Source organism: Paenibacillus sp. JL3B1040 (assembly GCF_057063165.1).
This window is the reverse complement of record NZ_CM169317.1, coordinates 2,229,696-2,254,741: the sequence shown is the minus strand read 5'-3', so window position 1 is coordinate 2,254,741 and position 25,046 is coordinate 2,229,696. Positions and strand designations below refer to the sequence as shown.

The following is a 25,046-nucleotide window of genomic DNA, read 5'->3' as shown; positions in this document are numbered from 1 at the left end:
GTTTTGCAGGGCTCTCTCTAGGAGGTCTGTCTTCTCGATTTATCCGGCTTCAAACACTAATACAACCGTTCCTCACCCGTAATCGGGTTCTTAAACGCCGATTGGATATCGCTTTTCGTCAATTCTCCGGCAAACTCCGTATCTTGGGCCGGCTTTAAATTCGCCGTCCGCTTGGCTTTCGGGGATTTCTCCCGCGATTCGGCCGGTTGCATCGGTTCCTTCTCCATCGCCTATAGCACTCTCCTCTACTTGCATCAAATTGCATGTCTAGGCGTTAGAGTGCGGACCGGATCCGTTTTTTATGCAAAAAAGACAAGCCTTCCGCTTAATACGCCGTCCAGCCGGCATCCGCCGTAATCGTCGTGCCGTTCACAAAGCTGGAATCCTCGGAGGCCAGGAACAAGGCTACCTTCGCGATATCTTCGGGCTGGCCCAATCCCGGATTGATTCCCATCCCGACTTGCGCCCGTTCCATCCCGAACGGATTTACCGCTGTTAGCGTAGAGGAAATGTTGGTTTCCACCGCCCCCGGCGCAATGGCATTGCAGCGAATCCCGAGAGTCGCATATTGGAATCCCACGTTCTTCGTCAATCCGATGACCGCATGCTTGGAGGCGGTATAAGCCGCACCGGCACGGGAACCAAACAAACCGCCGGCCGAAGCGACATTCACAATGACCCCGGCTTTCTTCTCTGTAAAAATCGGCAGCACCTTGCGAATCGTCCGCATCGGTCCCGTCGTGTTCACGGCGAATACTTTGTTCCACAGCTCGTCGGTTAGATCGGCGGCCGGAACAAAGTTATCCATAATCCCGGCGTTATTGACCAGGATGTCCACGGTGCCGAATCGGCTGACCGTCTCATTGATCAATTGCTGCACTTCCTCCTCTACGGCAACGTTGGCCGCAATCGCAACGGCGACTCCACCCTTGCTCTCGATACCTAGGGCTACCTTCCCGGCTTGCTCCAGGTTGAGGTCGGAAACAACCACTTTCGCTCCCTCTGCCGCAAACAGCTCGGCGATCGCTTTCCCCATCCCCGAGGCGGCCCCGGTAACTACCGCTACTTTTTCGTTTAACTTCATCGTTCTTACCTCCATTTTTTATGGTAAACTGTACATGTGTTGATTAATAATCACTATAATTCAAGTATAAAAATCACAACAAACGCCTGCAATCAGCAAATTTATATGTACTGTTGATTAATGGACAACACCTGACTGTTTTGTATAGGAATCCTAAGAAAGAGGATGAAACGATGACCCGGACTACCTCCAAATCAGACCCTAGAATCCTTCGCAGCAAAGCGGCGCTGCGCACCGCCCTGCTGCAGTTAATGGCGCAGAAACCGTTCCATTCCATCACCATCACGGACATCGTCAAGCAAGCCGGTTATAACCGAGGGACGTTTTACGCCAATTACGGCACGAAAGAGGAACTGCTGAACGATATGATCGAAGGCAAAATCGAGGATTTGCTTCATGCTTTCCGGGCGCCATACGAAAGAGTCGACGCGTTTTATCCACATGAACTCCACGCGCATTCGGTCATGATCTTCGATCATGTTGCCCGAAATGCCGATTTTTATACCGTGCTGACCCGCAGCGAGGTTCGACCCGCACTTCGCGAGAAGATCCTGGTGTCGCTCGAACAGATCATCTTGGAGGAGCTGCGCTGCGAAACCCACGGGATCGACACGGAGCTCATGGTGATCTATTCGCTGCATGCGCTGCTTGGGTTGATTTTTCATTGGATCGAAGGCGGATTCGTCCACTCCCCATCTTACATGCGGGAGCAGTTGGTGCGAATTCTGAACCATCCATCCGGCGTAAAGTTGGAGGTAAGGAGCAAGCTTTAACGCTTGTACAAGGAGCCTAAAACAAACATGCGCCTGCCGGCGAACCGGCAGGCGCATGCGTCTATCGCAGCCGAGGACCAACACCTCGGCCTTCGTCTCCTCTTATTGCGGCTGCTCGTTTTCGATCACGGCCGCCAGCAGCGCGAGCGCCAGTCCCTGTCCCCAGCCCTGCGCCCATTTCCTATCGATGTGAAGATATCCTTCGACATCCTTCATCACGGCGGTCCCGCCCGATACGTTCAGGACCCGTCCCTGCTCCGTGATGTTGCTCAGCACGCCATCCAGCGCCTTCTGCACGTATTTAGCGTGCAGCGGATTGCCCTGGGTGATCATCGCCGCCGCGATCCCCGCCGTAGCGGACACTTCGCCGTAAGCTTCCGGGTAATCCAAGACGGTCCCCCACAAGCCGTCCTCATGCTGCAGCTTCTTCAGCGCGGCCAACTGATCGCGCAGGGAGCTCCATATATGCATCATCGGCGGATATAAGTAGGCCTCCGGCAATCCCTTGGCCGCACGGGACATGGTGTAAGCCGCCCAGGCGTTGGCACGGCCCCAATAGATGCCGGACATATGATCCTGGCTGAGGTGATTGTACCCGTGGTACCACAGGCCGGTGTGCTCGCTCTGCAAATAGTTGATATGCCAGTAGAACTGATGGAGCGCATCTTCGACCAAAGGCTTCTCGCCCAGCATTACCCCGGCGCGGAGCATGAAATACGCCGCCATAAACAACGTATCGGCCCAGCATTGCTCGGGAAAGTCATTGCCTGCCGACACCGTATGCTGGAGCACCCGGTCTCCGAACCGAGGGGCCCGGTTCTGCAAGTAATCGATTTTGCTCAGGATCAGGTCGAGATACTTCTGCTCCTTTGTTTCTTCATACAAAGTGATCAGCATATGCCCCATCGCGCAGGCATTGACCGTCCATACCGGGAGTCCCGCCTCCATGTACTCGTCGCACCACTGAATCATCCGCTCCACGTAGGCCGGCTCTCCGGTGGCCTCAAAAGCCCGGCTGATCCCGTAATAGGCCACGCCGCACGGCCAATCCCAGGTCAGATCCATTCCGAAGGTGTACTCCACGACACGCTCGATGATTGGCTTCAGCTCGGAAGGGGCCGTTTTCAACTTCAACATCTCCATCCTCCTCGCGTTTGCCTCTATTTGTAGTTCCCGGCATCTATCGCCGCTTGCTTCTCGTCGAGAATTTCCTGATAGCCCGCGTCCAAATACGTTTTCTTGGCCGCCTCGTACGTAGCGTCGAACTCGCTCTCCGGCGCAATCGCGATCTTAACATACAGCTCCTGGAACAGCGAATTCAGATCGGCTTTGTATTCGTTCACCTTCTCGAGCACGACGCTGAACAGAGCATCCGGCGTGCGGTATTCCGCGTACTTGTCATAGTAGTCCAAGGAATCTTCGGCCAAATATTCGTATCCCGGAGGCGCCATACTGCGGAGATAGGCAGTGCGCATCTTTTCGGGATCGTCGTATTTCACGGTTTCGACAACGAGGCACCAGTAATCCTTGTTGTTGTTTTGGGAGAGAACCGAATCTCCTTTAAAATCCGGGTTTTTCACGGCAATCCCATCGCCATCCAGCGTATAGTTTTCGCCTTCGACGCCGTTTTGCAGGAAGAACAGATTTTCCGGCTGGCTCATCCATTCCAGATACATCCAGACTGCGGCGCGCTCCATATCGGTGGATTCATAATTAATGCCCATAATCATGCCGAACGGCCAATAAGCGCGGCCTTGCGGCTCTCGCCCCTCCGGCACGGTATACCGGCCATCCAGTATGGCGAATTCCGCATCCGGATTGTTTTTCAAGGTGGAAGTGATCACGTCGGTATTGCTGGAAAGGTAGAAGGCATACGTTCCGGTCTTGCCGGCAACAAATTCGGCTTTGATCTTATTGTCATCATCGCGCAGATAAAATTCCTTATCGATCAATCCGTTGTTGTATTGATAGTTCAGGTTGCGCAGGTAACGCTCAGTGTCGGCGGTGGTCAGATCCGCCACGCCCAAGTCGGAATAAAGGGCGCGGTACTTCTCGTCGATCGGCCAGTCGCGGAACGCGTAATTAAACGTGTAGTTGTTCTTTTTCAACGTTTCGCCGCCGACACCAAGCCCTGCCTCCTTCCACTTGGCGAGCAGCTCGTTATATTTTTCGAGAGAGGTCAGATCCTCCACCTTCATGCCCACCTTCTCGACCCAATCCTTGCGAATCAGCGTTGTGAAGCTGTCCAGACTTGGGCGCTCGCCGAAGAAAAACACGTTTTTCTTATCAACCGCCCCGTACTGTTTAATGGTGTCCCCCATCGTTTTCCAATACGTAGGCGCATAATGGGCGATTTCATCCAAATCGAGCTCCTGCATGACGCCTTCCCCGTAGTAAGCCAAAGCCTGAGGCATATCATAATGAAAAATAATATCCGGCGCCTTATGCGACGCCAGCAGTTGCTCGTAGTCCGTCACCTCGTTGCTGCGGGTGATCGGAATGAACTTTACGGCAACGTTATATTTATCGCCGAATTCCTGCTGAATCCAGCGCGTATAGTAGTTGTCGGTCACGTTCCAGCCCTCGAAAGCCCTTTCATAAACCGGAAGCTCAAGCGTAACCTTCTCGGGAAAACCGGCCGAATAATCGGCGTACTTGCCATCCGCGCTTTTGTTGACGGAAGGGGACGGTTCCTCCGAACCGTTATTCGAATTGGCGTTCTTGCTGCTGCCGCCCATACAGCCCGATAATAAACCCACAATGATCACGGAGACCAGAATCCAGGTGAACTTTTTGCTCATTTCTTTTCCCCCTTATCGTTTATTGATTACTCCTTGACGGCGCCGAGCATAACCCCTTGCACGAAATACTTCTGGATAAAAGGATACACGCACAAAATCGGCAGGGTGGCGAATACGACGCACGAAGCCTTCAACACCTCGGGATTGCTCAGCGAGACCTGCGTCGCCTCCAACTGGAAGCTTTCGCTCGCCTGAATGACGAGATAATACAATTTAAGCTGAAGCGGCCGAAGGTCCACTCGTTGTTTAATGTAAAACAGCGCATCTTGATAAGCGTTCCAGCGCCCGACCGCGTAAAACAGCGACAGTGTCGCCAGAATCGGCTTGGAAAGCGGAAGCACGATACTCCACAGGATGCGGAAATGCCCCGCGCCGTCGATCCGCGCCGATTCTTCAAGGCTGACCGGGATGCTGCTGGAAATCGCCGTCTTCATGATCAGCAGGTTAAACGCGCTGAACGCCTGCGGCAGAATAAGCGCCGACCACGTATCCAGCATGCCGAGATTGCTGATCAGCATGTACTCGGGGATGATCCCGCCGGTGAAATACAAGGTGAACATAAAAAGGAACGTCAGCGTGGTGCGGCCCTTCAGTTGCTTGCGGGACAGCGGATAAGCCGCGCAGATCGTAATGATCATGCCGAGTGCCGTGAACAGAATCGTCACCACCACCGATACGTACAAGGAGCGCAGAATGCTGGCGTCGGCAAAAATTTTGCTGTACGCCTCCAACGTAAACCCTTTCGGCCATAGAAACACCTTATTCGCAATGACAAACGCATCATCGCTTAGCGATTTCGCGGCAACGTGAAGAAACGGCAGCAGACATACAAGTGAGGCGAGAATCAATGCGAGATGAATCAGAACGTCCCAGACGTCGTAGCGGTGTTTGCGGCGGAGAGGCAGCGTATTTGCGGATGCTTTCATGGTTCGCCTCCTTTCTTAGAGCAGTCCGTCTTCGCCCAGCTTCTTGGCGACCCGGTCGGCCAGCAGGACGAGCGCTAGTCCAATCACGGACTGGAACAGTCCGAGTGCCGTGGCACGGCTGAAGTTCCCGCTCTCAATCCCCCACCGGTACACCAGGACCGGAATCGTCGTCGTGAATTCGGTGGTCGCCTTATTCTGCAGGGCAAATATCCGCTCGAACGAGCCTTCCATCACCCGGCCCAAGTTCATGATCAGCAGCGTCACGATGGTCGCACGAATCGAAGGCAGCGTCACGTTCCACACCTTCCGCCACCTCCCGGCCCCGTCCACGGTCACCGCCTCGTACAGTTCGGGGTTGATGCCGCTCATGGAGGCCAGATAGATGATCGTTCCCCAGCCCATGCTTTGCCAAATGCCGATGGCTAGATAGCTGATCAGCCAGTTGGTGTCCTCTTGCAGGAACGGGACCCGCCTACCGCCCATCATCTCGATCAAATTGTTGATGACCCCGTTGCTTTCGCTCAACAATTGGTACGCGATCGCGCCGATGATAATCCAGGATAGAAAGTGCGGCAGATAAAGCAGCGTCTGATTGATCCGTTTGAACTTCACGTTTTTGATTTCATTGAGCAGGATGGCGAGCAGGACGGGAATCGTAAAGCTAAAAATCAGATCGAGCGTATTCAGCAGGAGTGTGTTGCGGACGGCACGTCCGAAATCATGTTTGCCGAAGATCTCGGCAAATACCTCGAAGCCCACCCATTCGCTGCCCCAGAACCCCCGGGCGATTTTGTAATCCTTAAAGGCCAACACCAGCCCGGACATCGGCGCGTATTTAAACACGAGTACAAAGGATAGCGGGATCAATAGCAGCAAATAAAGCTCCCAGTCCCGCCGAAAATGGAACGCGGCCCCTCGACCCAAGGCAGGGTCATACCTCGGTTTCGGCTTGTTTGAAGCGCTTTCAACTTTCACAAAAATCACCTCCTCCACGGATTCGGATTGAGCTGACTCGGTTCCATCGCGACTCAAGCAATGGCGAGTTTGTGTCCCATCATACCTCCGCGACCACTCCGCCGTAAATCATGAGTTTTGATCCTTCCTATCACTTTTGATCGTTCCCCGCCCAGCGTGATCGGCAGCCAAGCTCAATGATCAAAACTGATGGGTCAAAGCAAAAATGAAGCCGTTTCCTTAGGCCTATCCCGCCCGGAAAGCAGCTCCATCGAAACCCTACCCCGAGCTTCGCAGCTTGCTGGCCTTATAACTGCTCGGGGGCATCCCTTCATATTTCCGGAAAAAACGATTAAAGCTCTGAACGTTGACGTAACCGACCTCCGCCGCGATTTGCTTCACCGTCATCCCGGTTTCCAGCAGCAGCCGTTTCGCTTTCTCGATGCGCCGCAGGTTAATGTAGTCGATCAGACTCGTTCCCGTCATCTCGTAAACGATCTTGCGCATGTAAGAGTAGCTGATGCCAATCTCCCTGGCCATCTCCTCAAATACGATCTCCTCGCAATAATGCGCCTCAAGATAACGGATGATGCGTTCGCCGTACCCTGAATCATTGTCCGGCTTGCGCGCAAGGTACTGGTGAATGTCGCGGTAGAACTCGCGCATAAACCGATCCAGCTCATCCAACGTGTCGATGGAGGCAATCGCGGAATAAATGTTCCCCCGGCCCGCAAAAATTCGCGTAGGATTGATTTGATTCTCCCGGAGATGCTTGATCGTGACCCCAACCAACTGGTGATAGATAAACATGATATTGTCATATGAAATATACGGCGCCGCTTCGATTTCCCGGCGGATTGCCGTCAGTTCCTCCCATAGACGTTCAAGGTCTCCGGCCTCCAGGAAGTTGAGAATCCGCCTTTCGTTGTCCACGGGATAGAGATAATGTTTGCCGCGCTCGTCTTCCTCACTCCAGAAGGAGATCCCGCCGCCGCCGTCGATCATGCGCTGCTTGATGACTTCCATAGCTTCCGCTGCGCGGTCCTGAAGATCGGAGCTGCTCTCCGCCCGGCTGCTGACGCCAACGGTCACGGAATGACCCAGCAGCTCGCCCGCATAGCGGCTCAGCGCCTCTAGCGCGACCCGGATCCCTTCGTACCCGCGGTCCGCTTCCTCCAGCCCGAAATTGATCACAACGGCGAAGCAGCCTTCGCCCTGATAGACACACCGTGCCATAATGCCGGGAGGGAACAGGGTCTCGCAATGCGTTATGAGCAAATATCTGTGGTAGCTTCGAGTGTCACGGTTGGTCGCGGCTACGTAGTTTCGGTAACGGTCGATAGAAATGACGACGACCCGATAATAGGTTTCAGGAAACATCTCCGCCGCCTGCTGCGCCTCTTCTCCCCGCAGCAGGCGGTGAACCGCCAGGCTGCGGGCATCCTGCTCCCGTTCCCGCAGCAGCTTATAGAGCTGCTGCTCCTCCTCTTGCATCCGTTTAAAAACGGCGTCAAGAAACATCAGCTCATTTTTGTCCGACACCCCTCGGCTGCCGCTGGATCGTACGGTCCTTACCAGCTTGCGCACCGGCTTGGACAGCCAGGTCGCGAGAAACACCGTCAGCACGGTACCGGCAAAAATCATGGCGGCCGTCAGCCAAACGATATTATGCTGCAGCTTGTTCGTTTTGGTCAGCAACGCGTCCATGGAATAAACGTTCACGTTCCACCATTCGAACAGTTCGGAACGGGACCACGTATACAACAACCGCTCCCCTCCAAGCTCGTGGAACGAATACCCCTCCTCCGCCGGGCTTTCCAGAATCTCTTGAATAAAGGGCTGCTGGCGCCCGTCCGTGAGCAGCAGCGTCTTATCGTTATGAGACAGAATCGTTCCGTCCGCTTTGAGCAACATGAAGCCTTGTCCGCCGGGCTCTGTGGACCGCAAATATGTCCCAATTTGGCTTTCCCGCAAGTTAACGACAATCGTTCCGCGGGTCGTCGTTGATAAACGGTTCAGCGGTAGAACATAAGATACGACGGTCTCCCCGTTAGCTAATCGGCGTGGGAACCACACACCGCTAATTCCTCTGCGCCCGGCCAACGCCTCTTCAATCCAACCGATCGACTCATACCGGTCCAGCGTGGTAATCCCCTTGTCAGTCGAAATCACGTAATCCGCATCGCTCAGGTAGAAATAAGAGGAATGCACGCCATTCACCCGATGATTCAAATTCACCAGTTCCCGGAGCACGACCAACGCCTGGCTCACGTTATTGTATTTCTCCTGCAGCTCCGCATAGGTCTCGAACGGGCGAATTCGGTCGAATACCCTGCTGGCGGTCAGCCGCACCGTATCTTGAGCCAAATTGTTCAAGGCATTTTCGTTCAACCTTCGGTTCGCATCCAATCCCGCCAGAGAGGATTCTCCAATCGCCTGCTCCGAATACCGCAAGATTTCCGTACCGCTGTACAACGTCAGGATAATCGCGGGCACCGCCATTACGCAGAACAGGATGACTCCCAATTGCAGCATCATCGGTATTCGTTTCATCTTCCCTTTCATCCCCTCCGAATTAACCTTTCCGCAGCAGACTTCTGGGTGCCGGAACTAAAGCGCTTACATAAAAACCTGGATAAATTATACAACATAAGTGCCTTAGGGTCTATTCGGGGCAGGTCAACCCAAGGAATGAACAGCGAATGGTGAAAAAATAAACGATTCATGGGAAATTTATTAATATTTTATTAACTGAAAAAAAGCCCGCACCGGGGAGGCACGAGCTTTCAGATGATGTTCGTTTTTTGACTAACTGGGGTTGACGCATGTCTCTATATCGGTTTAACGGTCCGCTCCCGAAAGCCGACCGCCGCCGGCCGCCAATTTGTCCCGATACTCCTGCGGAGATACGCCCTCCAGCTCTTTGAAGACGCGGGAGAAATGACGGGTATTCTCAAAACCGACGGCATGGCCGATCTCCGACAGCTTCAGCGAACCCTTTTCGAGCAGCTCCTTCGCTTTGCGGATTCTTACCTTTTTCAGATAGGTCACAAAGCTTTCGCCGGTATACGCCTTAAACGCCTCGCTGAAATAGGAGTAATTCAGCGATACGTGGTTGCTGACGATCGCCATATTCAGTTGACGGTGATAGTGGTTCTCGATATACGCCACCGCTTCCTTCATATCTCCGTGCTCACTATGGGCGGATCGGACTTCCTTGATGTATTCGTCGAGGTCCGCCAGCAGTTGCTCCAGCGATCGGAAATAGTCGTGAAAATGGCAGAAGTTCGACATATCCCCCACTTTACGGTATAACTTCAGCACGTCGACGGAAGCTTCGCCGTAAACGCGGAACACTTCATCCAGCACCTGCTCGTTCATATGCCGGCTGACCGCTTCCAGGTACGACATATCGAGCTCAGGCAACTGGTCAACCCGAAAAATCTCATGCAGGAGCGGCCCGATTTCCTTCTCCCGATTCGTGCCCAGAATATTGCCCAGCTTACGGATGGCTTCCCTCGGCACGGGATACGACAACCGCTTCTTCTGCAAGTCCTCATACCGGATTAAACGGGTCTTCGGATAAATAAAGGTGTATTTCAGCGATTCGCATGCCTGGTGGTAGCACAACGGCAGATCCGTAAGCCGGCTTCCCTCTTGACTGACGCCGATCAGCATCCCATCCAGCTCGCGTTCCGCCGCCAGCATCGACAGGTCCTCGAACTTGCTGCGCGGCCCCCCGACAAGGACCATTCGCCCCTCGAGATCCAGCAAAGAAGCGCTAAGCGCTCCGTCCACGCTTTCGAACATATGCTGCGCGAGCGACTTCAAATCCTCTTTCTTCATCCGGCTGCCGTCCACGTTCTTATACGTCAATGCCGCAATTGAAAAGGGGACCTCATATTGATCGAAACCGATTTCGGAACTCCAGACGTCAAGGTCCTCCCCGGTCAAATTCGGTTGCAGCAGAAGCTCCTGCAGACGAACGGATTGAACCTTCAGCCGGTAGTTCTCCGTAGCGGCCAACTGCTCCGCCATTTGGGAGCGCTTCGCCAGATTGTCCCGGCATTTGCGCAGCGCGGCAAACAGTTCATCCCGGCGAATCGGCTTCAACAGATAGTCGACGGCCTGATAACGAATCGCCGCCTTGGCATATCTAAAGTCCTCGTAACCGCTAAGAATGATGATCTGCGGCCGACCGGTTTGCCCGGCCGGCTGCGGCCCTTCCGACACTTGTTCGATCAGCGCTATCCCATCCATCACCGGCATACGGATATCCGTAATGATGATGTCAGCGCCGTGGGCCAGGTACATCTCCAGGGCCTCCGCTCCTTGAGCTGCCGTGGTCAGCTCGTATTGGCTCGGGAAATCGCGTTCAATCATGGTCTTTAGCCCAATGCGGATATTTCTCTCGTCATCCACGATCAATAGTTTTATCATCTGTCCCAACCCTCCCTGTTAACAGCACCTTCGGCATGACTATCACAACCTGCGTGTACTGTCCTTGATCGCTGAATACTTTCAGACCATATTGTTTACCGTAGTATAGCCGAATGCGCTCTTGCACATTGCGAAGACCAATCCCGTAATGGTTCGACGACTTCGCCGCAAAATTCCCCGGTTTATCGGTCAGGCCAACCTTATCCAACTCCAGGTTTAATTCGTGCAGCGTGGATTCGTCGACCCCTCTTCCGTTGTCCGTGACTACGATTCGAACATCGCTTTGCGGCAATTCGAGAACCTGAATCGAGATGTTCCGCGCCCCCGTCTCATCCCCAGCCCATGCATGCTTTACCGAGTTTTCGACGATGGGCTGCAGCGACATCTTGAGCATTTCCATATCGAGGAGATCGCCCGAGATATCCAGCCGCAGCTCAATCGGTTCATCAAAACGAATATTCATGACATCGATATAATTTTCGATATGGCGAATTTCATCGCGCAGCTTCACGTATTCCCCGGACCATTTGAAGTTATACCGCATCATCCCGCCCAGGGAAGTCAGGGCATCGGAGATTTGCCGTTGGTTTTCGATTTCCGCCAGCATTTTAATATTCTCTAACGTATTATACAAAAAATGAGCATCGATTTGGTTATGCAGCGTACGGAGTTCCGCCTCTTTCGTGAGCGCTTCCTTGTATACGGCTTGAGCTACCAGCGTGTTGATCGTGTTCATCAGCTTGGAGAAATGATGCGCCAGCTCCCCGACCTCGCCTCCGCCGCGAATCGTGATGCCGCTGTATGCTTCCCCGCGCCGCACCTTCTTCATCTCTTCCGTCAGCACGCGGAGATTCTTGAGAATAAACGCATTGAGAATATAAGTAATAACCGTAACGAGCGTAATAAATCCGATGTTTGCTCCAATCAAAATATTGCGCATATGTGAAATTTCCTTGAGCACGCCGTCCATGGATACGATATTCAGCAGATCCGCATTGATCCGCTCTATGGGCTTATGCAGCAGCAGGAATGACTTTCCGTTCTCTTTATAATGAATATCCCATTCTCCCGTTTCTTTATAACGCATCAGACGCTCCCGGACGGCCCGCTCCAATCCCGGGTTAGCTTGAAAGTACGAGCTCCGTTCCCGGGTAAAAATCCGGGCTTTGCTATCCATCAGCACCATTTGCGAGTCACTGCCCTGAGCAGCCGCGTAGGTTCTGGGACTGAACTTTTCCAGCAGCATATCCACCTGAACCATCCCGACATGATGATTCGCCGGAATGCTCATTTCCCGAAGCAGGGACACCTTGGGGGTTGGCGCAGGAGTCTGCCCGTGGTACCGCTCCATGATGTCCGGATCATTATACAAGAAAGACCAGGACTCCATGCCCTTCAGTTCCTTCGCCTCCTGATACCAGGGCTCGTTCGCCACCCGGCTCTCCCGGAAAAAAATGGGCCAAATTTCGGTCACGTTGCTGCTGGAGAACAAGCGCAGATGCTCCACATTGGGGTTGTAATATTGAATTCGCGTCAAGCTCTTAAAGCTGTTGTTGTTGAAATTCACCAGCTCTTCGGTGCCGGGCTCGGTTGTATTCGCCAGATAATCCTGAACTTCGATATCATCGTAAGCGACTTGCACCGCCCGCACCATCGACTCGATTTGCGTGTCGATATGCTGGACTTCCATTTCCAGCAATGAGGTATTCTTGTCCTCGGCATCGCGGATATACATGTTGTTGATGGCTTCATACGAATAAAAGGACACCATCGCACTGGGCCCCAATATGATAAAAATATAGGATGCGATCAGGCGGCTCTGAAGCGAGCGGCGCCCAAACCAATATTTAAATGACTCCCACCAAGCTGCCCAGGGCCTGCTTCTCTCCATATGCCGTGCGACTCCTTTTTATAAACGCCCAAAAGCCCGCGATTCGCGGGCAATTTTTTGGGGCAGTATCGATTATTCCATGCCAAGTTTCTTCTTGTTCTCTTCATACTTCGTTTGCTGGAACGCCTGCACTTTGGCAAGTCCCAGGTCTTCTTGCTTCTTGACGTAATCCGCCCACATCTTATCGAATTCGGCATCGGATGACGCCATCAGCAGCTTCGGCAAGGTCTTGCTGCGCAAATCCTTGATTTTGCTAAGAATGATGCCTTCCTCCGAATTGGCCAGCGGATCGATCAAGTCGAATTCGGAGACGCTGATCGTTTTGCCGCGAGTCCAGTCCTCCAATTGTTTGTAAGGTTCCACCGATTCAGGCTGCCATTGCTGGGTGATGTTGGTGTTTTGCATCATCCAGAAGGTGAAGGAAGAACCGTATTGTTTGTCGAATGCGGCGCGATCTTTATTCATAAGTTCGAAGACTTCCGGCTTGAATTGGTCTTTGCCGTCAATCGTGTCATAGCTGACGCCTTTTTCACCCAGGTAAAGGTCTTTTTGTCCTTCTTCGCTCATCAGGTAGCTCAGGAATTTGATCGCACGAGCTTTGTCTTTCACATCCTTGGAGATCAAGGTAACCGTCCAGCCGGAAATCGAAGGACCGTTCAGCGTAGGCGGATCCAGTTTGGAGTTCGCGGGACCGTCAACGGCGATGTAGATCTTGTTCGGATCTTGTTGATACAAGGTGCCCAGTTGCGCGGCAAAATCCGTGCGTTGGTACAGCATCGCGAAGTAACGTCCTTGCGCGATTTTCTCTTCCATTTGCGCACGTTTGTCGATGAAGATATCCTTCGCGAGCAAGCCTTCTTCGTTCGCTTTACGCAGCGTTTTTAACCAAGAGACATATTCCGGATCGGTTTCGCGGTTGTACAGCTTGCCGTCTTTTTGCCGCGGAATCGCCAGGAAGTTTTGCAGATAACCTTCCAGGGAGTCATTGCCGGTCGCCGTGAATTCATGCAGACCCAGCGGAATCAGCGGCTGGCCGTTGATCTCAGGGAATTTCTCTTGAGCCGCCTTCAGAGCCGCCAGGAAACCTTCCGGTGTGCGCATGTCAGGGCTGCCGATCGCTTCATAAATATCCTTGCGAACGACGAACGTTTGGTTGGATACATAAGTATCGCCGTATTTCTCGTAGTCTTTCGGGGACGAGGAAGAGTTCGGATAGCCGTATACGTTCCCGTCCGGTTGCGTGTACCAGCCCAGTTTGTCCGGGTCGGCAACATTGAAGAAGTAAGGATCATATTGTTCGGCCAATTTATTCAACGGTTCAACGAGTCCGCCTTCGATCATCTTCTTCACGCCGTCCTCATACCAGCCCAGCGTAATGAAATCAGGCAGCTTGCCGGAGGCGATCAGCGTGTTCAGCTTCTCGTTCTCATTACCGGCAGGAACAATGAAGTTGATGTCAACCCCTGTTTTCTTCGTTACATATTGGGAAGTCGGGTCTACGCCCCATTTATTCGGGAACCAGGCAAAGTTCAGGTACCAGTCGAATGTGATGGGTGACGTATCGGATTTCCATCCCGGTTCGTCTGCCGATGGTGGCGCAGCCGGCTCGGTCGTTTCCTGCGTGTTGGTGTTGGCGGCGGTGTTGTTCGCACTTTCCTTGTTGGCATTACCATTGCCGCCGCAAGCAGCCAGAGACAGGACCATGATGGCCGCCATCAGCAGCATCATCATTTTTTTGGACTTGCTTTTCATGCCCATGCTTTTTACCCCTTTTCTCATTTGGTGTGAATCCTATATGTGCAACTCCATAGCCGCATGGAGCGGCTCGGAGGAGTTACTGCAGTGAGTTGATACCTTAGGCAGCGTCGTCCGCTTAGCCCTTAATCGAGCCGATCATCATCCCTTTGACAAAATAACGCTGCAGGAACGGATAGGCAAACACGATGGGCAGGGTCGTCACGACCATGGTTGCCAGCTTGATCGATTGGGAAGTGACCGTCTTGGTCACGGCACTGCCCTGTACGGCCGTCGTCATGATGTTGGAGCTCGACTGAGCCACAACCCGGTATAGGAACGTCTGAATCGGCTGCAGGTTCTCGTTGTTGACGTAAATGATCCCTGTAAAGTAATCATTCCATTGGTACACCCCATGGAACAGGGCAATCGTTGCCAGAACCGGCAAGGATACCGGAAGCACGACTCGCAGGAAAACGGTCCAATCATTAGCTCCGTCGATGCGGGCCGCTTCCTCCAGGCCATCGGGAATATCCCGGAAGAAGGTCATGAAGATGATCAGGTCAAAAAAGCTGAACAAGACCGGAATAATGTAGACGATAAATTTATCGAGCATATGCAGATCGCGAATGAGCAGGAAGGTCGGAATAAGCCCTCCGGAGAAGATCATCGTGATCGTTCCCATAATAATATAGAACTTTCCTGCAATCAGGTCTCTGCGGGAGAACGCGTAAGCGACCATCGCCGTAAAGAAGACGTGCGCCACAACGCCGATGACGGTTTTGGCGACGGTGAGTCCCATCGCGGTCATAATGCCGGGATTATCGAATACCGCTTTGAAGTTCTCCAGGCTGAACACCCGCGGCCACCAGTAAATGCCCCCGAGCATCGCGTCTTTGCCGTCGTTGAAGGCATTAACCAGCACGTACCAGATCGGATACAGCGTGACAAAACAAATTAGAAGCATGACCAAATTGTTAACCGTATCGAAGACGACTTCGCCTTTCGTTCTGCGGCGTAATGAAAACATAAGCAGGTCCCCCTTGGCCTAAAACAACGAAGTGTCGTTGAGTTTTTTGGATACTTGGTTCGCAATCAGCAGCAGGATAAGCGCTATAACGGATTTAAACAATCCGATTGCCGCAGAGTACGAGTAACGGCCCGAGGATATCCCCGTATAGTAGACGTAATAGTCGATAACATTACTTGCGCTGTCGTTCAGCGAGTTGCGCAATACCAAGATTTGGTCAAAGTTGGAGTTCAGCACGCCGCTGACCGCCAGGATGAACAAAATACTGATGGTCGCTTTAATTGCCGGGAGCGTAACGTACCACATCTGCTGGAATCGCCCGGCCCCGTCAATCGTTGCCGCTTCGTACATTTCGGGCGAGATGCTCGTAATCGCCGCCAAATAAATGATGGCCGACCATCCAAGCTCCTTCCAAATATCCGAGGTGATGACGATCGTCCAGAAGTATTTCGGCTCAGCCAGGAAAGAGATCGGCTTATCGATGATATGCAAGGCCATGAAGATTTCATTGATGATCCCCACATCTGACAGCCAGGTAGCCAGAATCCCGCCAAGGACGACCCACGATAAAAAGTGCGGCAGGTACGAAATTGTCTGGATGGCTTTCTTGTACCGCAGCGAACGAACTTCGTTCAAGAAGAGAGCGAAAATGATCGGCAGCGGAAAGGTCAGCAGCTTCAGCAAACTGATTCCCAGCGTATTTTTCATGACATTGACGAAGTTCTCGTCCTGCAAAAATTCCTTGAAGTGCGTGAGCCCGGCCCATGGAGCTTCGGCAATCGTTCGAATAATGTCGTAATCCTTAAAAGCGATGATGACACCGTACATTGGAATATAGTTGAAAATGATCATCCAAGCGATGCCGAGCAAAGCCATAATTTGAATATGTCTTTGCGAGTAGAGTTTCTTCAGCCATTTTCGCCTTGACGAGGGCGGCGTTTCTATCTCTTGCATGGCTGCGGGTTGCGTTGACGGCTGCATTTCCATCCCCTCTGACCTCCAAGCTGTTCTAGTCTATTAATGTAAGCACTTTCACCTATCTGCATCTATTGTACTTGGGATCGGACCCTAGGGGTATGCTCCAGATTTCGTATCGATGTATTCGTTTTTCGGGTTTGCGGCAGGCTTCAACCCCTACCCATCCCCTCTGTCTTGGTCTTGATGTCCCCGTACGCTCCTTTGCACGATTATCCCTTTTCTTCAGGGGGCAGGGGTTGGGGTGTGGAAGTGTGGAGGGGCGGGGGTTTGGAGCAAATGCAAGGGATTAATGTAAGAGGTAAAGAAAAAGTGAGAAGGAAAAAATGAGGCGGTTCAGGTGAGATTTTCGACTTGAAAAAGGAACATATGTTTGGTATTATGAAATAAAGCGAACATATGTACTTGAATTCTTGTTTGGGGGCGAGCGGACATGGAAGTCAATGCGGGAACGGATCTTCAGTCATTCAGCAGCCGTTTTAACAGCGAGCAGGCCTGCATGGAGGCGCTGATCGCGATGAAGTGGCCGAACGGCTTCGTCTGCCCGCGCTGCGCTCACACCCGGTGCAGCCGTCTGACCTCCCGGCATATCCCCTTGTTCGAGTGCGGAAGATGTGCGCATCAAACATCACCTTTAGTCGGCACGATTTTCGAAGGAACGCATCTGCCTCTGTTGAAGTGGTTCCAGGCGCTGGAGTTGTTCCTGCTGCCCGACGGCATCTCCGCGATGCGGCTGAGCCAGGTGATCCGGGTCACCTACAAAACAGCTTGGTCATTATTGCACAAAATACGCCATGCCGTCGGGGAGTTCGATGCCCGTGAACTGCTCAGCGGGGATGTGAAGGTAAACAGCGATCTGTATGGATGCAATCCGCACCGATATCAGTTTCCGCATCCGTATGCCACGGCGGTCGTAGCAGGGTGCACTGTGACGGAATCGGGTGAGCCCGAGCACGTCAAAATCCATCTATTGCCGCAGAAAAGAGGAGATGGACAAAGGGCTAACCGCCGCGAACTCGCTTCGTTCATCGCCGAACATGTGGAGGTTCGTACATCTGCGGTACAGTCGTTTCCTCTGGCCTATGGGTTGTATTTGCCCTTGCGGAAAGTGGTTAGAGAGGCATGGAAATCGCTGAAGAATACGTATGTAGCCTTGGGAGTGAAGCACCTGCAGGCGTACCTGAACGAGTTCGCCGGACGCCGCCGGCTGCGCCTGCCCGGAGCGGATGAAACGATACGGCAGAAGTTGCTGCGCATGTGTGTGGCGATTCCGGCGATTACTTATCGCCAGCTGATTGCGAGCCAACCGAATCAGCCCCTTGGGGCTGCGGCCTGATTGAGGCGCTTGAACGGTGGGGGTTAGCTTGCTGCGGATCAACCTGATTGATGAGGGTTGGCATGAACAGTGTGGGTTAGCATGCATGAGCGGTGCGGGCATTGCCTCAGACGGAAGGGTTCAGGTGCAGCAAAATCATAGTCTTTTCGTCCCCCTCGCATCTTGTTCTTCATCCCCCGTCCGGTCTGCTTCACTTATCCTTAACCTGCTTCCTTCTCCTAAACTACTCCAATTCTCTTAAACTATCCGCCCTCCAAAACTACTCTATTTTATCTGAATTCTCCTCCTTCCCCTAAAACTGTATATTTATCTCGAACCTATCTGCTTCTTCACAAAATTCTCTTCTCCTGAGCTTGTCTCTTTCTCTGCCACCCCTGATCAAACGGGATAATCGTGCAAAGCGTCCAGATAACGAGTGTTGACCTGCCGCCCTGGATGTTCTAGTACCTTTCTTGCCTATTCTTCTTCATGGTGGTTATGATAAGGTTAATGACCAAACTATTGGAGTGAACCCGATGATCCATATACTAGTTGTGGAAGATGACCGGCATGCCAGAAGACTGCTTGAAGCCGTACTGAAACGCGAAGGATACCTGGTGACTACCGCTGAAGACGGTGTGCAGGCCATGGGCGTGCTCGAACAGCAGCATATCGACCTCATCGTTCTTGATATTATGATGCCGAACATGGACGGGTACGAGTTCGCCAAGGAGCTGCGGGACGCCGGCAGCCTGATTCCGATTCTGATGGCTACGGCCAAGCATCTCCCGGAGGATAAGAAGAAGGGCTTCCGCCTCGGGACCGACGATTATATGACCAAGCCGATTGATACCGAGGAAATGCTGCTCCGGATCGGGGCTCTGCTCCGCCGTTCCCAGATTGCCAGTGCCCGCAAGCTGGTTGTCGGCAAGGTGATACTGGATTACGATGCCTTGACAATAACGCGAGGCGAAGAGAAGCAGACCCTTCCGCAAAAAGAGTTCTACCTGCTGTACAAGTTGCTGTCCTATCCGGACCGCATCTTCACCCGCATCCAGTTAATGGACGAGATCTGGGGGATGCAAAGCGAAAGCACGGACACCACGGTTAATGTGCATATTAATCGCCTGCGGAAACGGTTTGAAGGGTATCCCGAGTTCGAACTGGTCTCCGTCCGCGGCCTCGGTTATAAGGCGGTGCGGAATCAATGACCAGGCTGGGGGGATGGATGAAAGAAAAAATCACCCTGTCGTTCGTATTTTCACTCATGGTCTTCATTATTTTCCTGATTACCGTCGTGATTACCGGCATCCTGTTCTTTTTGGCGAACTTTTTCGGACTGTTACATGAAAGTATCACCCAAAGCGGAACCGCACTGCCCATCATTATTTTAATATCCTGCATTATTATCGGGACCGCGATATCCAGTTTTGCCAGCCGCAGAATGGTCAAATCCATCCGCGAATTCATCGAAGCGATCAAACGGCTCGCATCCGGCGACTTTTCCACGCGCTTGTATATGAAGAATCCTCCCGAATACCGAATTCTATCGGAAAACTTTAACCAAATGGCGGAGGAGCTCGGCAGCATCGAGATTTTGCGCACCGACTTCGTGAATAATTTCTCCCATGAGTTCAAGACACCCATTGTCTCGATCAAAGGTTTTGCCGAAATGCTGAAAAACGATGATCTCTCTAAAGAAGAACGGGATGAATATCTCGATATCGTTATTGAGGAATCCTCCAGACTCGCCTCGCTGGCCTCAAATGTACTGGAGCTGTCAAAGATTGAAACCCAGACGATTCTGACGGACAAGCAAATGGTAAACGTCGGAGAGCAGATCCGCCAGTGCATATTGCTGTTAGCCGCCAAAATAGAAAAAAAACAACTATCCCTCGATCTCGACCTTCATGATTATTCCCTGTCCGGCAATAAAGAACTGCTCAATCAGGTCTGGCTCAATCTGCTGGATAATGCGATCAAGTTCACGCCTGAGCATGGAACGATTACAATCGGGATGAAGCGTAACGCCAAATCACTGGAAATGGTGATCCGCAACACCGGAAGCGGGATCGATCCGGAGGTCGTCCCCAGAATCTTCGATAAATTTTATCAAGCGGACACATCCCATTCAACGGCGGGCAACGGTCTCGGCCTAACCATTGTGCAGCGAATCGTGAACCTGCACGGCGGAACGATTGCCTGCGAAAGCGAGCCGTCCCGGGGAACCGCATTTACCGTCACCCTTCCGTCCGAAGCATAAAAGAGGTTGTTCAACAAGTCCGCTTTTGATCACGAAGTGAATCCGGAGGTAACAAATTAAACAAAGCTTTGAAAGAACCTCGAGGTTTTTTCAAAGCTTTTTCTTTTTTTCAGAAAAGTTAACTTTCAGTTTATGTTCTTCCGGTACCCTACTTACATCATCATTCAAAGGAGTCAGACATATGGTCAAAATACTCAAATACCTAAACCCGAGAGAATGGTCTCTCTTCGGCGTCAGCATCCTGTTCATCGTTGCCCAGGTATGGCTGGATCTGGAGCTTCCCGATTATATGAGCGAAATTACCCGGCTGGTCCAAACACCTGGAAGCGAAATGAGCGAAATTGTGGCTACCGGCGGCTGGATGCTTCTCTGTGCGCTGGGCAGTCTGGCAACCTCAATCGTTGTAGCTGGCTTCGCCGCAAGAATCGCCGCCAACTTCTCTTCCCGGCTCCGCTCCAAGCTGTTCGATAAAGTACAGTCCTTCTCCATGGAGGAAATCAACAACTTCTCGACAGCCAGCCTGATTACGCGTTCGACCAACGACATTACCCAGGTGCAAATGCTGATTGTCATCGGATTGCAGCTGCTGGTGAAGGCTCCGATCCTTGCGGTGTGGGCGCTGCTCAAGATTACCGGAAAGAGTTGGGAGTGGTCGCTGACGACCAGCATTGCCGTCGGTATGCTAATCCTGATCGTTGGGATCTGTGTCGTGCTCGTGCTGCCGAAGTTCCAGAAGCTGCAGCAACTGACGGATAACTTGAACCGGGTGTCCAGGGAGAATTTGACTGGCCTGCGAGTCATCCGCGCATATAATGCCGAAAGCTATCAGGAAGACAAGTTCAATGAAGCCAACCATGTGCTTACCCGCACGAACCTGTTCGCAAACAACGTACTGGCCGTGCTTATGCCAAGCATCTCCCTGATTATGAGCGGTCTTAGCCTCGCGATTTATTGGGTGGGCGCTTCCCTGATTCAATCCGCCGATATGAGCGCCAAAATGGGACTATTCTCGGATATGATCGTCTTCTCTTCCTATGCCATTCAGGTGGTTATGGCCTTTATGATGCTCATCATGATCTTCATTCTGATGCCCCGCGCCCATGTCTCGGCCAAACGGATCAACGAAGTGCTGGATACCAAGCCGAGCCTGACGAACGGATTGCTGACCGCTCCTTCTTCCTCGCTTGTCGGTGAGGTTGAATTCAGAAATGTCAGCTTTAAATATCCCGATGCGGATGATTATGTGATTAAAGACATCAGCTTTACGGCTAAAAAAGGCGAAACCGTCGCCTTCATCGGATCGACCGGCTGCGGCAAAAGCACCGTCGTTAATTTGATCCCCCGCTTCTATGATGCTACTGCAGGCGAGGTGCTCGTCGACGGGGTCAATGTCAATCAATATGAACAGCGCGCGCTCCGCAACAAGATGGGTTATGTCTCGCAAAAGGCGGTGTTGTTCGGCGGAACGGTGACTTCCAATATCGCCTTTGGCGATAACGGCGGCGATACTTCCGCTGAAGTGGTGGACGCGGTGTATACGTCTCAGGCTTCGGATTTCGTCGAGCAAATGGAAGGCAGCTATGATGCGCACATCGCTCAGGGCGGCACCAATCTGTCCGGCGGACAAAAGCAACGGCTGTCCATTGCCCGGGCAATCGCTCGACGTCCGGAAATTCTGATCTTCGACGATTCGTTCTCCGCGCTGGATTACAAGACGGACCGCAAACTGCGCAGCGAGCTGAAAAAGGATGCCCGCGGGACCACCATGCTGATTGTCGCCCAGCGGATCGGCACGATTAAAGATGCGGACAAAATCATTGTGCTGGAAGACGGACGCATCGCCGGCATGGGCACACATGAGGAATTAATGGATACCTGCAGCGTTTATCAGGAGATTGCTTATTCGCAGCTATCCAAGGAGGAATTGGCCTAATGACTGCAAACAACAAACAACCCGGCATCTGGAGCAAGCTTCTCCGCTATTGCCGCAAGTTTATTCCGGTTGTGCTGGTAGCGGTGCTCAGTGCGGCGATCGGAACCGTGTTGACCTTGCTCGGGCCGGATCAGCTCTCGAAGATGACCGACCAGATTACCCAAGGCCTCGCTACCGGAATCGATATGGATGCCATCGCTTCCATCGGATTTTTTCTGGTCGTCATCTACGGCATTAGCGCGTTGCTGTCTCTGTTGCAGGGACTTATCATGTCGTCGGTGACGCAAAAGGTCTCCAAACGCTTAAGAGGCGATCTGTCGCACAAAATGAACAGACTGCCGATCTCTTACTACAATAAAGCAACGACCGGCGACATTCTCTCCCGGGTAACCAATGATGTCGATACGATCGGGCAAGCCTTGAATCAAAGCGTCGGCACGCTGGTCAGCGCCCTCTCGCTGTTCGTCGGATCCATCGTCATGATGCTCAAAACGAATTGGATCATGACGATTACCGCGATTGTCGCCACGATCATCGGCTTTGGCCTGATGACGGTCATTATGAAGAAATCCCAGAAGTATTTTCAGAGTCAGCAGGAGTATCTGGGCAAAATCAACGGCCACGTAGAGGAAGTCTATACCGGACATACCGTCATAAAAGCCTATAATGCCGAAGCGCAGATGCGCGGCGCTTTTGAAGACTTGAACCGCAATCTGAAAAACAGCGTATTTAAAGCGCAGTTTCTCTCCGGCATGATGATGCCGATTATGATGTTTATCGGAAATCTGGGCTTCGTGGCCGTCTGTGTGGTGGGTGCGGTCCTGGCGACGAACGGAGATATTTCCTTCGGGGTCATCGTCGCCTTTATGATGTATGTCCGCTTCTTTACCCAGCCGCTCTCGCAGATCGCCCAGGCTGCCCAAAGCCTGCAATCGGCTTCGGCCGCCGGCAAGCGCGTCTTTGAATTTCTGGAAGCCGAAGAAATGGACGATGAAAGCCAAAAGACGGCACGGCTGGAAACGGCAACGGGCAAAGTGAAATTCGACCACGTGAAATTCGCTTACGAGGGTACGGACCGTCCGGTCATTAAGGACTTCTCCGCCGAGGTCCAGCCCGGGCAAAAGATCGCCATCGTCGGTCCCACCGGCGCCGGCAAAACGACGCTGGTTAATCTGCTCATCCGCTTCAATGAACTGACCGGCGGAGAGATTTACATCGACGACACTCCGATCAGCAGCCTGACCCGGGAGAACCTCCATGACCAGTTCTGTATGGTGCTGCAGGATACCTGGCTATTTGAAGGAACGATCCGGGAGAATCTGGTGTACAACCAAACCGGCATCACCGATGAAGAGATTCAGAACGCCTGCAAATCGGTCGGACTGCACCATTTCATCCAGACCTTGAGCGCCGGCTATGATACGGTATTGAACGACAAAGTCAATCTGTCCGCCGGCCAAAAGCAACAGTTGACCATCGCCCGCGCCATGCTGAAGAAGGCGCCGATGCTGATTCTCGACGAGGCGACCAGTTCGGTCGACACCCGGACGGAGCTGCTGATCCAGCAGGCGATGGACCGGCTGATGGAAGGCCGAACTTCCTTCGTCATCGCCCACCGGCTCTCCACCATCAAGAATGCCGATGTCATTCTGGTGCTGAAGGACGGCGACATCCTGGAGAGCGGAAGCCACAGCGAGCTGCTGGCCAAAAACGGCTTCTACGCCGAGCTGTACAACAGCCAATTCGAGCAAGCTTCTTAAAAGGCAGGATGTCATTAAATCGGACAGCATAAAAAGACAGCCTGATGTGCTAGACTGCTTTTATCCATTCCCTTGCCCTCCTTGATTTGATTATGCGGTTGGCAGACCGGCTACTATCTTATCATAGTAGGTCAAGGGATTCTTACAGATTATCCTTCGTTTACTTGAGGTTTTGTCTTAAGGCATTACCTTGTGATATCTTTGTTCTTGATGTCTCTATATTTTTCGTTAATATCAACAAAGCTAACAAATCCTCTAGGTTTACTAAAAACCTCATTAAAGAGTTCCATCTCTAAAGTGGGGTATTTTGATATTAAGTACTTAATATTATTCTTCAATTGTTCCATTTCATTGTTACCCCGTTGATGTAATTGATGATAATTTACTGCCTCCGGTATAAACACAAATGTATAGCCTAGTTTAGCTAGCTGATACGCATATTCATTATCCTCTGCGCCCCATCCCTTTAGGCATTCATCGAAAAAAACTTTTTTTGTGGGAAACTTAAGAGCCATATTACCCGTTGTTGTTATTGCCCATCCAAAATAAAAATCTATTAGTTTATCAGTATACTTATTCCTGACGTCACTACAATTATCCGTTCTTTCGCCAAGGCTAAAAGCATCAATCGTTTTGTCAAAAGATGATATGAGCATTTCTGATGAAATAAGTCTGGTGCTATCTAATAAAGATTCAAAATGATCAATATTTCTACGATATAAATAGTTTATTTGTGATTTATACAATCTGGTCCGATCATCCCAAAATGAAAGAACGTCATACTTACTGCCGATGGTAACGGTGTTTGGATTCTCTTTTAAATACTCGATATGCTTGTATACAAAATTTTTGTCGGGGATTCGATCATCGTCAGAAAAAATCACATATTCCGTATTTAAATAATTTAAAGCGGCATTTTTAGCAACACATCTTCCCGCATTTTCTTGATATATATAGTTGATTTTTATCTTATCGGAATATTTAAATACTACCTCTCTGGTGTTGTCAGAGCTGCCGTCATCAACAATCACGATTTCGAAATCTTTATAAATTTGAATACAAAAACCGGCCAAAGTTAAATCTAAATATTCAGCCTTATTATAAGTGGGTATAACTACGGTAACATCCTTCAAACCTAACATCCTTTCTATCGCTCCATATTGTGGG

Annotated in this window: 19 protein-coding genes; 6 read left to right on the top strand and 13 right to left on the bottom strand. The window is 51.8% G+C overall.

Going from position 1 to position 25,046, the window contains the following annotated elements:
• Nucleotides 1-56: 56 nt before the first annotated feature.
• Both ACZF99_RS09960 and ACZF99_RS09955 read right to left on the bottom strand, forming a co-directional pair.
• Nucleotides 57-227 (bottom strand): hypothetical protein, encoded by a 171-nt coding sequence (locus ACZF99_RS09960; protein WP_483611315.1) that lies wholly within the window; start codon nucleotides 225-227, stop codon nucleotides 57-59.
• 98 nt (nucleotides 228-325) lie between these two features.
• Nucleotides 326-1,084, bottom strand: a complete 759-nt coding sequence (locus tag ACZF99_RS09955) for an SDR family oxidoreductase (RefSeq protein ID WP_483611313.1) — start codon at nucleotides 1,082-1,084, stop codon at nucleotides 326-328.
• A gap of 173 nt (nucleotides 1,085-1,257) precedes the next feature.
• Between ACZF99_RS09955 and ACZF99_RS09950 the strand changes: the two genes are divergently transcribed.
• Nucleotides 1,258-1,857 (top strand): TetR/AcrR family transcriptional regulator, encoded by a 600-nt coding sequence (locus tag ACZF99_RS09950; RefSeq protein ID WP_483611311.1) that lies wholly within the window; start codon nucleotides 1,258-1,260, stop codon nucleotides 1,855-1,857.
• Nucleotides 1,858-1,959: 102 nt separating this feature from the next.
• On the opposite strand, the gene ACZF99_RS09945 is transcribed toward ACZF99_RS09950, so the two are convergent.
• From ACZF99_RS09945 to ACZF99_RS09900, 10 genes are all read right to left on the bottom strand, one after another.
• A complete protein-coding gene (locus tag ACZF99_RS09945; RefSeq protein ID WP_483611309.1) occupies nucleotides 1,960-2,994 on the bottom strand; it encodes a glycoside hydrolase family 88/105 protein in 1,035 nt (344 codons plus the stop codon).
• A 23-nt stretch (nucleotides 2,995-3,017) separates the two neighbouring features.
• Nucleotides 3,018-4,658 (bottom strand): type 2 periplasmic-binding domain-containing protein, encoded by a 1,641-nt coding sequence (locus ACZF99_RS09940; protein ID WP_483611307.1) that lies wholly within the window; start codon nucleotides 4,656-4,658, stop codon nucleotides 3,018-3,020.
• A gap of 26 nt (nucleotides 4,659-4,684) precedes the next feature.
• Complete coding sequence (locus ACZF99_RS09935; RefSeq protein WP_483611305.1) at nucleotides 4,685-5,584, bottom strand: carbohydrate ABC transporter permease; 900 nt, start codon at nucleotides 5,582-5,584, stop codon at nucleotides 4,685-4,687.
• 15 nt (nucleotides 5,585-5,599) lie between these two features.
• Nucleotides 5,600-6,508, bottom strand: a complete 909-nt coding sequence (locus ACZF99_RS09930) for an ABC transporter permease (protein WP_483612641.1) — start codon at nucleotides 6,506-6,508, stop codon at nucleotides 5,600-5,602.
• A 309-nt stretch (nucleotides 6,509-6,817) separates the two neighbouring features.
• The gene (locus ACZF99_RS09925; protein WP_483611303.1) at nucleotides 6,818-9,091 is read right to left on the bottom strand and encodes a helix-turn-helix domain-containing protein; all 2,274 of its coding nucleotides are present in this window, start codon (nucleotides 9,089-9,091) and stop codon (nucleotides 6,818-6,820) included.
• 288 nt (nucleotides 9,092-9,379) lie between these two features.
• Nucleotides 9,380-10,978 carry a response regulator gene (locus tag ACZF99_RS09920; RefSeq protein WP_483611301.1) on the bottom strand — a complete coding sequence of 533 codons (1,599 nt, stop codon included), beginning with the start codon at nucleotides 10,976-10,978 and terminating at the stop codon, nucleotides 9,380-9,382.
• A complete protein-coding gene (locus ACZF99_RS09915) occupies nucleotides 10,953-12,869 on the bottom strand; it encodes a cache domain-containing sensor histidine kinase (protein ID WP_483611299.1) in 1,917 nt (638 codons plus the stop codon). The genes ACZF99_RS09920 and ACZF99_RS09915 overlap by 26 nt, the downstream gene beginning before the upstream one ends.
• Before the next feature lie 72 nt (nucleotides 12,870-12,941).
• A complete protein-coding gene (locus ACZF99_RS09910) occupies nucleotides 12,942-14,627 on the bottom strand; it encodes an extracellular solute-binding protein (protein ID WP_483612639.1) in 1,686 nt (561 codons plus the stop codon).
• Nucleotides 14,628-14,742: 115 nt separating this feature from the next.
• Nucleotides 14,743-15,633, bottom strand: a complete 891-nt coding sequence (locus ACZF99_RS09905; protein WP_483611297.1) for a carbohydrate ABC transporter permease — start codon at nucleotides 15,631-15,633, stop codon at nucleotides 14,743-14,745.
• An 18-nt stretch (nucleotides 15,634-15,651) separates the two neighbouring features.
• Nucleotides 15,652-16,587 (bottom strand): ABC transporter permease, encoded by a 936-nt coding sequence (locus ACZF99_RS09900; RefSeq protein WP_483611296.1) that lies wholly within the window; start codon nucleotides 16,585-16,587, stop codon nucleotides 15,652-15,654.
• A 454-nt stretch (nucleotides 16,588-17,041) separates the two neighbouring features.
• Between ACZF99_RS09900 and ACZF99_RS09895 the strand changes: the two genes are divergently transcribed.
• The 5 genes from ACZF99_RS09895 to ACZF99_RS09875 all read left to right on the top strand — a co-directional run bounded on the left by ACZF99_RS09895 (nucleotide 17,042) and on the right by ACZF99_RS09875 (nucleotide 23,879).
• Entirely contained in the window at nucleotides 17,042-17,944 is a 903-nt protein-coding gene (locus tag ACZF99_RS09895) for a transposase (RefSeq protein ID WP_483611294.1), read from the top strand.
• Nucleotides 17,945-18,459: 515 nt separating this feature from the next.
• The gene (locus ACZF99_RS09890) at nucleotides 18,460-19,134 is read left to right on the top strand and encodes a response regulator transcription factor (RefSeq protein WP_483611292.1); all 675 of its coding nucleotides are present in this window, start codon (nucleotides 18,460-18,462) and stop codon (nucleotides 19,132-19,134) included.
• 17 nt (nucleotides 19,135-19,151) lie between these two features.
• A complete protein-coding gene (locus ACZF99_RS09885) occupies nucleotides 19,152-20,186 on the top strand; it encodes a HAMP domain-containing sensor histidine kinase (protein ID WP_483611290.1) in 1,035 nt (344 codons plus the stop codon).
• A gap of 181 nt (nucleotides 20,187-20,367) precedes the next feature.
• Nucleotides 20,368-22,119, top strand: a complete 1,752-nt coding sequence (locus tag ACZF99_RS09880; RefSeq protein ID WP_483611288.1) for an ABC transporter ATP-binding protein — start codon at nucleotides 20,368-20,370, stop codon at nucleotides 22,117-22,119.
• Nucleotides 22,119-23,879, top strand: coding sequence for an ABC transporter ATP-binding protein (locus tag ACZF99_RS09875; RefSeq protein ID WP_483611286.1), 1,761 nt, complete (start codon nucleotides 22,119-22,121; stop codon nucleotides 23,877-23,879). The genes ACZF99_RS09880 and ACZF99_RS09875 overlap by 1 nt, the downstream gene beginning before the upstream one ends.
• Nucleotides 23,880-24,064: 185 nt before the next feature.
• Here ACZF99_RS09875 and ACZF99_RS09870 read toward each other — a convergent pair whose 3' ends face one another.
• Nucleotides 24,065-25,021: a glycosyltransferase family 2 protein gene (locus ACZF99_RS09870; protein ID WP_483611284.1), complete on the bottom strand. Its 957-nt coding sequence runs from the start codon at nucleotides 25,019-25,021 to the stop codon at nucleotides 24,065-24,067.
• Nucleotides 25,022-25,046 lie beyond the last annotated feature (25 nt).

Coding starts and splice junctions, on each gene's coding strand:
- ACZF99_RS09960 (WP_483611315.1), bottom strand. CDS start 227: ATGGAGAAGGAACCGATGCAACCGGCCGAATCGCGGGAGAAATCCCCG.
- ACZF99_RS09955 (WP_483611313.1), bottom strand. CDS start 1,084: ATGAAGTTAAACGAAAAAGTAGCGGTAGTTACCGGGGCCGCCTCGGGG.
- ACZF99_RS09950 (WP_483611311.1), top strand. CDS start 1,258: ATGACCCGGACTACCTCCAAATCAGACCCTAGAATCCTTCGCAGCAAA.
- ACZF99_RS09945 (WP_483611309.1), bottom strand. CDS start 2,994: ATGTTGAAGTTGAAAACGGCCCCTTCCGAGCTGAAGCCAATCATCGAG.
- ACZF99_RS09940 (WP_483611307.1), bottom strand. CDS start 4,658: ATGAGCAAAAAGTTCACCTGGATTCTGGTCTCCGTGATCATTGTGGGT.
- ACZF99_RS09935 (WP_483611305.1), bottom strand. CDS start 5,584: ATGAAAGCATCCGCAAATACGCTGCCTCTCCGCCGCAAACACCGCTAC.
- ACZF99_RS09925 (WP_483611303.1), bottom strand. CDS start 9,091: ATGAAACGAATACCGATGATGCTGCAATTGGGAGTCATCCTGTTCTGC.
- ACZF99_RS09920 (WP_483611301.1), bottom strand. CDS start 10,978: ATGATAAAACTATTGATCGTGGATGACGAGAGAAATATCCGCATTGGG.
- ACZF99_RS09915 (WP_483611299.1), bottom strand. CDS start 12,869: ATGGAGAGAAGCAGGCCCTGGGCAGCTTGGTGGGAGTCATTTAAATAT.
- ACZF99_RS09910 (WP_483612639.1), bottom strand. CDS start 14,627: ATGGGCATGAAAAGCAAGTCCAAAAAAATGATGATGCTGCTGATGGCG.
- ACZF99_RS09905 (WP_483611297.1), bottom strand. CDS start 15,633: ATGTTTTCATTACGCCGCAGAACGAAAGGCGAAGTCGTCTTCGATACG.
- ACZF99_RS09900 (WP_483611296.1), bottom strand. CDS start 16,587: ATGCAAGAGATAGAAACGCCGCCCTCGTCAAGGCGAAAATGGCTGAAG.
- ACZF99_RS09895 (WP_483611294.1), top strand. CDS start 17,042: ATGGAAGTCAATGCGGGAACGGATCTTCAGTCATTCAGCAGCCGTTTT.
- ACZF99_RS09890 (WP_483611292.1), top strand. CDS start 18,460: ATGATCCATATACTAGTTGTGGAAGATGACCGGCATGCCAGAAGACTG.
- ACZF99_RS09885 (WP_483611290.1), top strand. CDS start 19,152: ATGAAAGAAAAAATCACCCTGTCGTTCGTATTTTCACTCATGGTCTTC.
- ACZF99_RS09880 (WP_483611288.1), top strand. CDS start 20,368: ATGGTCAAAATACTCAAATACCTAAACCCGAGAGAATGGTCTCTCTTC.
- ACZF99_RS09875 (WP_483611286.1), top strand. CDS start 22,119: ATGACTGCAAACAACAAACAACCCGGCATCTGGAGCAAGCTTCTCCGC.
- ACZF99_RS09870 (WP_483611284.1), bottom strand. CDS start 25,021: ATGTTAGGTTTGAAGGATGTTACCGTAGTTATACCCACTTATAATAAG.